This window comes from Pseudoduganella lutea, assembly GCF_004209755.1.
Taxonomy (GTDB): Bacteria; Pseudomonadota; Gammaproteobacteria; order Burkholderiales; family Burkholderiaceae_D; genus Rugamonas; species Rugamonas lutea.
This window is the reverse complement of record NZ_CP035913.1, coordinates 6,314,274-6,327,375: the sequence shown is the minus strand read 5'-3', so window position 1 is coordinate 6,327,375 and position 13,102 is coordinate 6,314,274. Positions and strand designations below refer to the sequence as shown.

11 protein-coding genes are annotated in these 13,102 nt (G+C 67.4%); 1 reads left to right on the top strand and 10 read right to left on the bottom strand.

Translation table 11 applies throughout. The features are described from left to right. Positions 1–56: 56 nt before the first annotated feature. From EWM63_RS32865 to EWM63_RS26645, 9 genes are all read right to left on the bottom strand, one after another. A complete protein-coding gene (locus EWM63_RS32865) occupies positions 57–1,763 on the bottom strand; it encodes an exo-rhamnogalacturonan lyase family protein (protein WP_259772518.1) in 1,707 nt (568 codons plus the stop codon). Continuing rightward, complete coding sequence (locus tag EWM63_RS32590; RefSeq protein ID WP_229487518.1) at positions 1,694–3,343, bottom strand: exo-rhamnogalacturonan lyase family protein; 1,650 nt, start codon at positions 3,341–3,343, stop codon at positions 1,694–1,696. Before EWM63_RS32590 ends, EWM63_RS32865 begins: the two co-directional genes overlap by 70 nt. A gap of 54 nt (positions 3,344–3,397) precedes the next feature. Continuing rightward, positions 3,398–5,995: a TonB-dependent receptor gene (locus tag EWM63_RS26675; protein ID WP_130189234.1), complete on the bottom strand. Its 2,598-nt coding sequence runs from the start codon at positions 5,993–5,995 to the stop codon at positions 3,398–3,400. A 67-nt stretch (positions 5,996–6,062) separates the two neighbouring features. After that, on the bottom strand, positions 6,063–6,986 hold the full coding sequence (locus EWM63_RS26670) for a FecR family protein (protein WP_165390948.1): 924 nt from the start codon (positions 6,984–6,986) through the stop codon (positions 6,063–6,065). 8 nt (positions 6,987–6,994) lie between these two features. Then, the gene (locus EWM63_RS26665; RefSeq protein WP_165390947.1) at positions 6,995–7,522 is read right to left on the bottom strand and encodes a sigma-70 family RNA polymerase sigma factor; all 528 of its coding nucleotides are present in this window, start codon (positions 7,520–7,522) and stop codon (positions 6,995–6,997) included. Positions 7,523–7,708: 186 nt separating this feature from the next. Further along, complete coding sequence (locus tag EWM63_RS26660; protein ID WP_130189232.1) at positions 7,709–7,957, bottom strand: DUF378 domain-containing protein; 249 nt, start codon at positions 7,955–7,957, stop codon at positions 7,709–7,711. A 151-nt stretch (positions 7,958–8,108) separates the two neighbouring features. Next, complete coding sequence (locus tag EWM63_RS26655; protein ID WP_130189231.1) at positions 8,109–8,315, bottom strand: hypothetical protein; 207 nt, start codon at positions 8,313–8,315, stop codon at positions 8,109–8,111. 42 nt (positions 8,316–8,357) lie between these two features. Further along, positions 8,358–10,565, bottom strand: coding sequence for a hybrid sensor histidine kinase/response regulator (locus EWM63_RS26650; RefSeq protein WP_130189230.1), 2,208 nt, complete (start codon positions 10,563–10,565; stop codon positions 8,358–8,360). Between the two features lie 318 nt (positions 10,566–10,883). Continuing rightward, on the bottom strand, positions 10,884–11,333 hold the full coding sequence (locus EWM63_RS26645; protein ID WP_130189229.1) for a hypothetical protein: 450 nt from the start codon (positions 11,331–11,333) through the stop codon (positions 10,884–10,886). Positions 11,334–11,620: 287 nt separating this feature from the next. On the opposite strand from EWM63_RS26645, the gene EWM63_RS26640 reads away from it, so the two are divergent. Beyond that, a complete protein-coding gene (locus EWM63_RS26640; protein ID WP_165390946.1) occupies positions 11,621–12,676 on the top strand; it encodes a sensor histidine kinase in 1,056 nt (351 codons plus the stop codon). A 60-nt stretch (positions 12,677–12,736) separates the two neighbouring features. On the opposite strand, the gene EWM63_RS26635 is transcribed toward EWM63_RS26640, so the two are convergent. Next, entirely contained in the window at positions 12,737–13,036 is a 300-nt protein-coding gene (locus EWM63_RS26635; protein ID WP_130189227.1) for a hypothetical protein, read from the bottom strand. Between the last annotated feature and the right edge of the window lie 66 nt (positions 13,037–13,102).

The following is a 13,102-nucleotide window of genomic DNA, read 5'->3' as shown; positions in this document are numbered from 1 at the left end:
TGAGATGAAAGATCGCGTGCGGCCCCTTTTGGCACGATCGTTCGATTGAAGGCCTGTCACGCCAAACGAAAAACGGTGAAATCGTTGATCCGCTGCCGCGACAGCGTGGTGCGCAGACCGAACAGGCCTGCGCCAACCCGTTGGCGGGACGCGAAATACTGCACGTTGTCGACGTATAGCCGGGTGCCGTCACCATCGACGACGATACGCACCCGGTAAGGGTGATTGGCCCGCAGCAGGTATGGACTGTCGATATATTCCTGCAGGAGTATCCGCTCGCCGCTGCCGTCGTAACACCGGAAACGGGTCGTCGTGTTGTGGTTGCCGCCGATGCCGGCATAGAACATGGGCACCCGGTCATAATCGGCCAGCTTGCCCGACAATGGCCGCGTCATTCGCGCCTGCCAGAACATGTTCATGTCCGACACCCGGTCGCCCGGCTTGCCCTCGTCCAGCACCGTGCAGGTATAGGCGATCTCGTAGTGGCCATCGAGCGGCTGGGTGAGCCACACGGTCAGGCCGGCGCGCGTGTCGAGCAGCAGCGCGCCATCCTTCACCGTGACGACCTCGCGCGGATCGCCCTGCTCCGCCTCAACGCGCCAGCGGCGAGGGTCGAACGCCTTGAAGCCGTCGCGCACCAGCACCCGGCCCGGCGGCGCGGCGCGAGCGTCGAGCGCCAGCAGGCCCAGTGCCCCCAGTCCCCATTGCGCCGCGCCGTTGGTGGAGATGCGCGGCGCCTCGTCGACATCGTCCAGCACCGCCGGCCGTGCCACGCGCCGGATCGTGAAATCGGCGTCGCGCAGCCCCGCCTTGCCCGCCTCGAACAGGCGCCAGGCTTCCCGCATCGCCGCCGGGTCGCGGTCCTGCGCGGCGGCGTAGCCCAGCAGCCGGGCATGCCCCTGCGACAGGTTCAGCTTGCCGAGGTCCTGCCCCAGGGCCGCCTTCTGCACGTCCGGCGTGGCGTTGTACAGGCGGCAGTAGCGCAGCCAGGCGTCGCGGAAGGCCGGCTCGGGCAACGTGCGCAGCAGCTCGGCGCAGATTTCCGTCAGCCCGAACACGGCGGACAGGTGCGAGACGGCGATCTTGCCCGACCCATCGATGCGGAACGCGCCCGTGTCCAGGTTCATCACCGCGCTGCCCGTGAAGAAGCCATGCGGCTGCGCGGCGATCGTGGCCATGCTGGCCAGCAGGCGGTCGCGCCATGCCTTGTCGCCGGTGCGTTCCCAGGCCGTGTACCAGGCGCCGGCGATGGCGCCCCAATCCGTGCCGAAGCCCACGCTGGCCTCGTTGGCGCCGCTCGCCGCCCGCTGGCCGATCTTCCGGCCGGGCACGATGTCGCGCAGCCGGCGCACCGCCTCCTGCTGCTCGGTGAGCAGGTCGCCGATGCGCTCGTCCGCCGTCAGGTAATACATGAAGCGGCGGTTGATGGCGGTCGAAATGCGCAGCTGCTTGGCGCTGTCGCCCCAGTGCTGCACGCCGTGCCGCGTGCCCAAAGGTGCAAACGGCCCGATGTGGTGCACGTCCACCTCCCCCGTGTGGCGTGTCATCGCCTCGGCCAGCCGGAACACGTCGGCACGGCCCGAGTGCAGGAAGTAATGCCACAGCCAGATGTCGGTGGACAGTTCCGAGTTGTCCCACGCAAAGCCGCCCACGTCGTAGCGCCACTGGTGGCGGCGCGGATCGTAGGTGTGCATCACGTCGCCGTAATCCCAGAAACCGTACCAACGCCGCTGCTCGACCTGTTTTTCATAGTAGTCGAACAGCTGCGCCAGCCGCGACGCCAGCGGTGTTGCGCGCGCGCCCCCTGCCCCGCGGGGGCCCAATAGTCGCTGAACACGCCCGCCGCATGCAGGCGCTGCGGCGTCGCCATCAGCCGGGGCGGCTGCGCGATGCGCTGGCCGATCGCGGCCAGGTCGGCCGCCCCCGGCGTGGCCGCCAGCAGCTGCAGTTCCAGCTCGCTCGTGCGCGCGATGCCGTGTGGCGTGCCGAAACCGGGCTCGTAGTCCTCGTAGGTGATGTCGAGCGCGGCACGCTGTCTGGCATGCGTGTCCTGCCCCATGCCGTCGTCGTAGAAGCGCAGCTGCATCGGCGGCGCTTCCGGCGCCCACAGCCACAACGTGACGGCCGCGTCGTCGCCGGCGGCGCCGGTGATGTCGAGCTGGCCCGGGTGGCTCTGCCAGAAATTGCGCACGCCGAACGCCACACCGCCCTTCGCGCCGCCCACATACCCGGTCCCGCCGGCGCGGGTGCCGGCGGCGGCGGGAACCCAGCCATGGCCCTTTGCCGTGCGCTTGGCGATCGTGAAACCGTCCGCATTCGGCTGCACCAGGCGGTAGTCGCCGAACGCGGGCACGTAGCGCAGGCCGTCGCGCACGGCCTGCGGCAATTCCTCCACCGGCGGCAACGGGCGGCCGGCGACCTGCGCGGCGGCATTGGCGTCGCCCACGTCGCGGCGCAGGCCCGTCAGGCTGCGCACGCTTTCGGCGAACACGCCGCCGCCATCCGACACGAAGCGCACATGGCGGTCGTGCGGCGCGCCGTCGAGCGCCAGGCCGAAACGCAGGCCGATGCCCCGCACGTCCAGCTTCGCCGGATCGACGTCGATGACGAAGGTATGCAGTACGCGGATCGCGTCGCTGTCGCGGTGGAATTCCAGGCGCAGCGTGAATGGCAGCAGCGTCGCACCGTCGCCCACCCGGTGCGCGCCGGTCGCTTTCACTACCGTGCGGACCGGGCCGTCCTGCTCCAGTTCCACCCGTGCCACCTCGCCGTGCCAGCGCCGGCGACGGGCGGTACCCTCCTCGCCATCATTGACGGTATCGGTCAGCAGCACCAGTTCGCCGTCGCCCAGCAGCACGTGGCCGGCAAGCGCCACCCCGGCCAGCACCTTGCCGCCCTTGCCCGGCACGCGGGCGCGCAGCCTGCCCGTATCGACGACGATGTCGTCGCCATCGCGCCTTGCCATCGCCGCACCCGCCGGCGTGGCTGGCCCGGGCTGCAGGTCATAGCCGGAAGCCGGGGCGCCGGCGCCGATCGCGTGCCCGCTCCATTTCACAGAACCATCGGGCCAGTAAGCCAGCGGCCAGGATTGCAGTGCCGGCGTTACCCCGCCTGCCGCTACCAGCACGGTGAAACCGCTGGCGCGCGGCACGAGGCCCTGCGGCCAGGGCACCCCGAACGTGGCGCCGGTGAAGCTGGCGGGTGGCGCGCCATCGAGCCAGCGCAACGCCGTCGCTGGCGGCGGCGCCGTCGCGGCCTGGCCGGCGGCGCGCGCCGGCAGCATCGTCATCGTGGGTGCGCCGGCCAGCAGCGCGGTGAGTTTCAGCAGGTTACGGCGGTCCATCGGTCTCCCTGTTCGTGTTGCACGATAAGTTTTGCACAGTCGTAGATAGCGGTATCAGTACTGGTAGCCCAGCGTGACCCCGAGTGTACGACGTTCGCCCAGCCAGCCGGAGACCGAACCGTAGTCGCCGTTGCCGAGGCGCTTGTAGTAGGTCCGGTCGAATGCGTTGTTCAGCCAGATGGAGGCGTTCCATTCACCCGCGCCGGCCTTGCCTCCGGTGCCGGCCGCGAACGAGGCCAGGCCATAGCCGGGCACGCGCGTGAACGCCGACGTGTCGACGGTGCCGAACATCCAGCTGCGGTAGGCGTAGCGGGCCGAGACGAACGAGCGCAGGCCGCTGTCACCGGTCCAGCCATAGCGCACGCTGGCGTTGGCGGTCACCTTCGGCGCATTGAACACGCGCGACCCGGTGAGGTTGCACGAGGGCGGCGGGTTCGGCGCCAGCGTCACCTCGGGCGGGCAGCGGGCATTGTCGTAATGCGTGTAGTACGTGTCGTTCCACACGGCCGCCGCGTCGATGCGCCAGTTGCGGTCCGGTGCCCAGCGCGCGCTGGCTTCCGCGCCGCGCGAAATGAACGTGCCGGCGTTGAGCAGGTAGACCTGCTGGTCGTCCGGGTTGTAGCCCTGGGTCTGGAAATCGCTGATTTCGGTCAGGAACAGATTGCCCTTCAGCGCCAGCCGGTCGCCCGCCAGGCTGGCTTTCACGCCGATCTCGCCGGTTTTCGTCTTTTCCGGCTTGATGTACAGCGAGTCGAGGCCGGCCTGCCGGGCGGCGCCGGCCGAGATGTTCAGGCCGCCCGATTTTTCGCCGTACGATGCGGCGGCGTAGGCGCTCCACCCCGGCGCCGTGCGCCAGGTGGCGGCCAGCGTGCCGGAGGGCAGCGTGTGGTTTTCTTCCAGGTAGCCGGAATTGAACGGCACGCGGTTGTAGCGGATGAAGCTGCCGCCTTTCTTCTGCACGTTGGCGCGCACGCCGGCCGTGATGTCGACGGCATCCCCGATGTGCAGCGTTCCCTGCGCGAACGGCGACAGCATGCGGTCCCGTAGCAGGCCGAGACGGATGATGTCGAGGTTGCGGAACGCCGTGCTGTCCAGCCACAGCGCCGGCACCGTGGTATTCGCATAGCGCGTGTGCGCCAGCGTCTCGGCATGCTGGCCCAGGTAAGTGAGGCCCAGCGCGTAGTCGACGGCGCGGCCCGCGGGCGAATCGACGCGCACTTCCTGCGACCACGTCTTGTCGCGCACCTCGGTACCCGTGTTCGCATAGACCCGCACCGACAGGCCGTCGGCCATCGTCGGCTGCGAGTGGAAGTAGCGCAGCGACGTGACGGAGCGCAGCCGCCAGCCGGATTCCAGCTGCCACTCGGCCAGCGCGGACACGCCGCCCTGCAAGACGTGAATGCGGTTTTCATCGTCCAGGTCAACGTTCGGGCCGAACACTACATTGTGGCCGGCGGCCGCGGCATGCGTCAGGTAGGTGTCGCGGCCATTGACGGCGTGCGTGGCCACCAGCACGGCGGTCGGTTCGCTGTTGCTGTTGTTGTAGTCGGCGGACAGGCGCAAGGTGAACCGCTCGCCGCCGCGGTACAGCAGCTGGCCGCGCGCGCCGTTCGACGCACCGCCATTGAGCTTGTTCCCCGTGCGCAGGTTGGTGACGGCACCATCCGAATGGCTGCGCACCGCGTTGAGGCGCCCTGCCCAGTTCTCGGACAGCGGTCCGGACACGACGCCGCGCACGCGCTGGTAGCCATGCTGCCCGGCCGACACGGTGATGCCCGCCTCGGGCAAGAACGTGGGCGATTTCGTCACGATGTTGACCACGCCGCCCGTGGCGTTCGCGCCGAACAGCGTGCCCTGGGCGCCGCTCAGCACTTCGGCGTGGTCGATGTCGCCCAGGCTCGACAGCATGCCGGGCCGGGCGAGATAGACCCCATCGACGTAGACGGCGACGCCGCTGGGCATGCCGATGTTCGCGTCGCCCGAGGCCTGGCCGCCGCCGTCGCCCACGCCACGGATCGTGATCTGCATGTCCGACGGGTCGGTGCTCTGGATGTTCAGGCCGGGCACCAGCTGTTGCAGTTCCTCCAGCGTGGTGACGTTCTGCTCGTCCAGTTCGTCGCCGCCGATGCGGTACGCCGACGTCGGCGCGCGCCGGGGGTCCTCCGCGCTCCCCGCGCTGGCCACCTGGCGCGTACCGCTGACGGTCACCGTGGCCATCGTGGCCGCGGGCTGCGCGGCGGCGACGGCCGATGTTGCCGACATGGCCGGTGCCGACACCTTCAGCATCGGCAGGGCGGCGGGGCCCTGCGGCCGCGCCACGGCGCGGCGGCGGATCGTCAGCGCGTCGCCGGCGTTCGGCGCCAGTTCGAAGCCGCTGCCGTCGAGCGCGCGGGCAATTGCCTCGGTCGCGCTGAAGCGGCCCACCACGGGCGCCGAGCGGGCGCCGCCCAGCAGGCGCGGATCGTAGGCCAGCGCCACGCCGGTGTCGGCCGCGATCGTCAGCAGCGTCTGCTCGAGCGGGGCCGCGGGCAACTGGTAATTCTGGTGTGTCGCTTGGGACTGGGCCTGGGCGTGGGCATGGAGGGCAGGAAGGGTAGCCATGACGGCCAGCGTGATGGCATGCTTTGAAAACTTGTGCAAGGGATACCTCATGAATGTCGTTGGTAATCCCCTTGTGCAGCGAGATGCAGAAAGCGTCAGTGAAAACTGAAAATATTTTTCATTCGACGATGGCGAGCATGCCGTAGCGCGCCACTTTCACCGGCAGCGCCGCGACAATCTGTCGCAGCGCGCCCTCCAGGTCGTCGAGCCGGAACACGCCGCTGACGACGTGGCCGGCCGCCGCGCCCGTCACGCGCAGGATGTGGTGGTGGTAGCGGCCCAAGGCGTCGGCCAGGTCCGGCAGCGGCAGGCGGTCGGCCACGAGCATGCCGCGCGTCCAGCCGGCCATTGCATTGAACGACAAGGCAGACGGCACGGCGCCGGCACGATCGAACGTCATCGCCGCGCCGGACGGCAATGCCACCGGCGCGCGCCCGGGCAGGCGCAGCACGGCTTCGCCACCCCGCACGGTCACCACGCCACGCCGGCCCAGGCGCCCGGCGCACAGTTCGACGCCATTGCAGTCGATCGTGGCATGGGTGCCGTCCACGCCCATCGCTACCGTCAGCGGCCCACGCGCACGCACGAGCATCTGGCCCTGCCGCAGGTCCAGCCGCGTGCGCCCGGCCGCGGCGCCCAGGTCGATGTACGAGCCGGCATCGAAGCGCAGCGCCGATCCGTCCGCCAATGTCGCGCCGCCGCGTTCGCCCGTGGCGCTGCGCCATGTGGCGTCGTAGCCCAGCTCGTGCGCCAGCTTCCAGCCGCCGGCGCCGGACACCGCCAGCAGCGCCATGCCGAAGCCGGCGCGCAGCGCACGGCGGCGCTCTTCGACGGGGTACCGCAGCGCCCGCGCCACAGCGCCACCGTCGCGGCCCCCCATCCGTTGCAGCCGGCCCTGCAGCGATGCCCAGGCGGCGGCGTGCTCCAGCGCAGCGTCGTGCCACGCGCGAAAGGCGCGCAGCGCGCGCTCGTCCACGCCCGGATCGCGCAGCCGCACTTCCCAGTCGATCGCCATGCGTTCGGCGCGACTGCGCTCCGCCATGCTCCCGCTCATGGTTCCGTCACCGGCCAGCAGGCGGCCAGTGCCTGCGCCACGTACTTGCGCACCATGCTGACGGAGACATCGAGGCGGAGCGCGATCTCGGCATAGCCCATCTCCTCGAACTGGCTCAGGATGAACGCTTCGCGCGCCTTGCGCGACAACTTCGCCAACGCGGCATCGATGCGCACGATTTCTTCGACCGTCATGCAGAGCTCTTCCGCCGATGCGCCGTGCCCTTCCGGGCGCAGGGCCAGTTCGGCCAGGTAGGCCCGCTCGAGGTCGCGCCGGCGCCAGAATTCAAAGGTGAGGCGGCGCGCGATCGTCGTCAGCAGCGCGCGCGGCTGGCGGATGTGGCGCACGTCGTCGAGCGCGGCCAGTTCGGTAAAGGTCGAGGCGGCCAGGTCTTCCGCATCGTTGCGGCAACCGACGAGGCGGTGCATGCTGGCGGTCAGCCAGCCATAGCTGCGCTGGAATTCGTTGCCCAGCATGGCGTTGCGCACGGTGAGGGAATCGGGGTGTGGGGATGCGGCGGTCATCGGTCAACATTGGCAAAGGCGGGCACATGGCCGAGCCGCCAATATAGAAGGACCGTTGACGAAACAGAACGAAGCATTCCGACTATGCTTCGTTGGAATTCGCCATTGCGTGTGCCGGCACGGCGCGCCAATGAAAAACCGGAGCGGCGCGGTGCGCGGCTCCGGTGTGCGGCGAGCGCCTGCTGCTCAGTGATTCGGCAGCTTCTTCGCGGCCAGGTAGATCCCGTACAGCGCGGACAGGCCCACGAGCGCATAGACGATGCGCGAAGCGGTCGTCTGTTCACCGAAGATCGCGGCCACCAGGTCGAATTGGAGCAGGCCGACCAGGCCCCAGTTCAGGCCACCCACGATCAGCAGGACCATCGCGATCCAGTCCACGGCATTCAGGGCCTTGTGCGCGACCACGTCGGCCGAGCCGGTATTCATCGTTGCCATCAGCTACTCCTCGAGTCAGGTTGCAGGACCCGCCGGATGCGAGCCTACCTCATTGTAGGAGGGTGGGCGCGGGACGCCAGTCGGAGAGCTGTCCTGCGCGACGTAGGACTGCGCTTAGATGGAATACAGGATGCAAGCCGCTGCGCGGCAGTTACCGGGGATTGCGGCGGCGTTCGCCGTGGCGGTGGAATAGTGGCGAGCACAGCACACGCAATGCGATCTCGCGCGGGACGCCCGCACGCTGCATGAATTCCAGTGCCGGATGGATGCCATCGGCCTCGACGATCCTCAATGCATCTTCCACACGCGCAGCCGTCGTTGCGTCAGCGCGCGACCTCGGGGTGCCGCGTTCCGCCATGATGCCGTTTCCTGTCAAATAAACGGGGAATGGTACACGAAATCAGGCGGCGAGCGCGCGCCGGAGGTCGTCAAGCGAAGCCGGTTTCGTCAGGTGCAGGTCGAAGCCGGCATCGAGTGCGCGTGCCACATCGCCCTTCTGTCCATAGCCCGTCAGCGCGACCAGCCGCAGCGCCCTGCCGCCGGCCGCTTCTCGCAGCGCCACGGCCAGCGCATAGCCATCCATGTCGGGCAAGCCGATGTCGAGCAGCGCGGCATCGGCGCCGCTGCCGCCATAGGCCGCCAGCGCCTCGTGCGCCGTGTGCGCCACCTGCACGTCCAGGCCGATGTGCTCGAGCATCAGCGCGCTGGCCCGCGCGGCATCCTCGTTGTCGTCCACCAGCAACACCCGCAAGCCCTGCGCCACCGGTACATCGGGCGCGGCCACGGGCGCCTGCCCGCATTGCGCCAGGGGCAACAATACCTCGAACGTGCTGCCCTGCCCCGGACCGGCACTGTGCGCCGTCACGTGGCCGCCATGCAGCTCGACGAGCTTGCGCACGATGGCCAGCCCCAGCCCGAGGCCCCCCGTGCGGCGCGCCAGCTGCTGCGGCGCCTGGTAGAAAGGTTCGAACACGCGCGCCAGCAGCTCCGGCGCCATCCCGGTACCGCGGTCGCTGACTGCCAGCCGGGCCATGCCCTGCTCCGCATCCGGGCCGGCCGCCGTCGAGAGGGAAACGGCTGCTGTCCCGCCGCCAAAGCGGCCCGCGTTCGACAGCAGGTTGCTCAGCACCTGCGCGAGCCGGCTGTCGTCGCCGAGCACCCACAGCGACGCCGGCGCCTCCAGCGTGACCTCCATGCCGGACGCGGCGGCAACGGCCTGCCGCGCGATGTCGGCCAGGTCCACGGGCCGCAGCTCCAGCGCGAGCTTGCCCGACGCGATGCGCGACACGTCGAGCAGGTCATCGACCAGCCGCTTCAGGTGGGCCACCTGGCGCCGCAGCACGGCGCGCTCGCGCTGGGCACCCGTCTCGCCGCGCAGGTCCATCAGGTCGAGCGACGCCACGATCGGGCTGAGCGGATTGCGCAGCTCGTGGCCCAGCACGGCCAGGAATTCATCCTTGGCCCGGCCGGCCTCGCGCGCCTCGGCCAGCGCCGCCTGCTGCGAAGCGACGGCCCGCTCGAGCGACGCCAGCAGGGTCGAGCGCTCACGCTCGTGCCGGTCGCGCGCGGCCGCCGCGGCGGCCAGCGCCTGTCCCATCTGTTCGATCTCGCGCACGCGCGAAGGCTCGACATCGACCGGCTTGCCGGCGCCAAGCGCGGCGGCCTGTTGCACGAGGCAGTCGATGCGGCGCACGATGCGCCGTGCGAGCAGCGACGCCAGCGCGATGCAGGCCGCCAGCGTAAGCACCAGCCCGGCCGCGTAGACGAGCGCGCCCTGCAGCAGCGGCAGCCGCAGCGACGCGGTGGGCGCGCTGACGACCACGGTCCAGCCCCAGCGCGCCGACGTGGTGAAGGCGGTGCGCACTTCCACGTTCTCGATCGTCCGTGAATCGCCGGTCCCCTCGGCCCCGCTGCGCAGCAGGCGCTGCAGCCCGGGGCTGCCCGCCCCGCCGACGAAACGCTCATGGTCGCGCGAACGGGCCACGCGCCGACCGGTGCCATCCATCACGGCGATCACCCAGTCGCCGGGTGCGCGCTGGCGGCGGATCACGTTGACGATGCGGTCCGGCGCGATGACGGCGGACAGCACATAGCGGCGGCCATCCGGCAGGTCGACGGGGACGCGCACGGGAAAGGCGGCGCGGCCACCCTTTCCCCGCATCACGCTGCCGGCCACGGACTTGCCCGTCGCAACCGCCCGCGCCAGGCTGGCGGGATCGGCCACGGGCGCGGCGGGCGCGCCGAACGGCGCCATCGTGCGCAATACCGCGTGGCCGGCCTTGTCGGACAGGATCACACCGAGCCAGCCCGTCTGTGCCGCGGCCTGCCGCCTGGCCATGTCGTGGAACGCGGCCAGGTCGCCGCCCTGCAGCTGCGGCGTGCGCGCCAATCCGGTCAGCGCCGACGCCGCGCCATCATGCTCGGCATCGACGGCCGAGGACAACGCCCGCGCCAGTTCCAGCATCGAGCGGTCCTGCTCGCGCTGCTGCACGTCGGCGGCCGTCATCAGGCCCCACGTGCCGAGCAGCGCCAGCGGCAGGAAACCGATTGCCGTCAGCAGGATCAGCAGGTGGCGCAGGCTGAGGGTGATGCCGCGGCGTAGGATCATGAGACTGGCCCGGCTGTATAGAAAAATTCGATTATAGCGGGCATCGCGTGCCCAACGTCGACAGGCAGGTCGGCCCGCAATGATGTGGTACGCAGCAGTTCTCCATCCCTGCACGGGCCTGGCGGCCCATGGGGCAAACAACAGGCTCCCGACTGGAACGATTTCCATCGCAATATGTTTCAGCCCATGCTATTTCCAGGATTTCAATCCATCGCCCGACGAATAAGCGCTTGCAAAAATATTAATTGGCCTCATGTTATTTTCCGATAACAGGCTTCGCCGAAATCTTGCCGTTCTGGTCCGTGAGTTTTTACTCGATCATGAGAAAAGTGCACCATGAAAATATACCGAGCTGAAGGAATTAATGCGTAGCGCAACTATGTTGCGGCCCTGGCCGCAGAGCATGCTGTTGCACATGAGTTGGCAGAATGCACCAAAGTTGACGTATATGCCCTGCTCGCTGCTGACCTGTTTATGCGGGTCAAACAAGCCAGGAAGGCAGCCACTGAAGCGTTCGATAATCTGACTTGCTATGAAAGTGAGCTGATTTCGCAGCAATAACGACATCAACGAGTCAACCATTGCCGTGCGGCCCCTGAAAAAACCGAGGTAAATGCCATGTACACCAGGACCAATATTGTCACAGCCGCCGATGTCGACAAAGGATTGCAAATCCAGACGACGCAAGGCCCGTCGCTTGCATGGAATTACATGCAGTACTGCAGAGTGCCGCAGGAAGTCATCCTGAGGGTCTTGATGGATCAGCATGCCAGGAACGGGAATAATCCCGCGTCCGAGTTCAGACAGCCGGGAACACTCAATGACAACGGCCTGATGCGGTTATGGCGCACGTCACACGGTTGAGGCATTTACCAGACGCGCCTGCATTCAGGGGAAACCCGGCACGCAGCGTCAAACCGCACAGCGCCGGGAGGGTCGGCACGACGACTCGGCAAACAGCCTGGTGTGCGTAGACTGGGGTACCATGGTCGCAAGTAAATGACCGCCCCTTATCGATCATGACTCAACATTCTGACGATCTGCACCAGCGTCTCATGATGTTGCGCGATACCGTCTTTGCCTCGTGGATGACCGCGGTACGGGAGCAGGTACGCTTTGCACATGAGTTACCAGCGCCGCTGCTGCTGGATACCTTGCCGATCTTTTATGAGCAGTTGTGCTCCGTGGCGTCCGGTGAAATATTCAATTATCGTCAATCAACCCTGGCTTCCGAACATGGCGGCGAGCGTGCGCGACTCACCGGATATGACGTTGAAACCGTCGCGCATGAGCTTCAGCTCTTCAGAAGTGTCTTATTCACCACGTGGGGGAATGCCGGCTTTGCCATCTCCCGCGACCAGGCAGCCAGACTTAACTCCCTGATCGATGAAGCCATCCGCGAATCGATAACAGGCTTCATCCTGAGCAAGGCGGCTGCGCGAGAACAGTTCAGTACAGCTGCGGTGCACGACATTCGTGCCCAGCTCTCCGCTGCAGCGATGGCCGTCGATCACCTTCTCGAGGGACAGCAGACTGAAGCCTCGCGCGAGCTTGGAGCACTGGCGTCGCAGCGTCTGGCGCGCATCGGGTCGATGCTGTCCGAGATGCTCGATATGTCGATGATTTGTCCTCCCGCGACTGACACGCCGGAGCTCCAGTGGCTTGATCTTCACGACGTCCTCCTGGGCGTGGTTCGATCCTCGACCGCCGCTTCCCGCGTCAACGTGATGGCAACCGCTGTGCATGGATTCTGGCATCGTGATTCGATATCGAAGGCGATCGAGAACCTGATATCGAACGCTGTCGAGTACAGTGATCCCGGAACGCCCATCACGGCGATGCTGCGTTGCTATGGTGGCCGTGTCGCCTTATCCATTACCAACGAAGGTCCGCCGATCCCCCCGGACAGGATCGAAGCGATCTTCCAGCTCTACAAAAGAACCGCCATGAAGGGAGAAGGCGGGTGGCAAATCGGTTTGCCGTTCGTGCGCAGCGTGGCTGAACAACATGCAGGAAGCATAGCTGTCGAGTGCCGACATGGCGCCACCACGTTCATTTTCGACAGCCCCATCGATCCCCGCCCGATCCTCATGGCACGGATGCGGCGGTAGCAGGACAGATAGCCCTCCTGCGGTGCCTGCAACGCGCGGCGATCCGTGCGTACTCCGGTTTTAATCATACAGGTCGGCAACCTCGTCTCCGGACAACCGTTCGCAGCGCAATTGCACTTTGAGCGCGCCTGCGAATTTTCTCTTGGCGAAACCGAGCATGACAGGTCGCTCGGCCATGACCGCGATGCGCCGAAAATCGCCACCATCGAAGATCAAGTAAGCCAGTTCAACGACGCCCCGCCCGGTCTCCACTTCGCGATGTTTCGGCGTGAGCTGCATTAATTCACACGGAGAAAGTCGAGAAAGACGATCTACTTCCAGGTCGACAGTATTCTGATAAATCGAGTCCAAATGATCCATTTTGCTTGTGCAAGAGATAAATGACTGGGTGCCGAAGCAGAGAATGCTGGCCAACAGCAGCCAGTC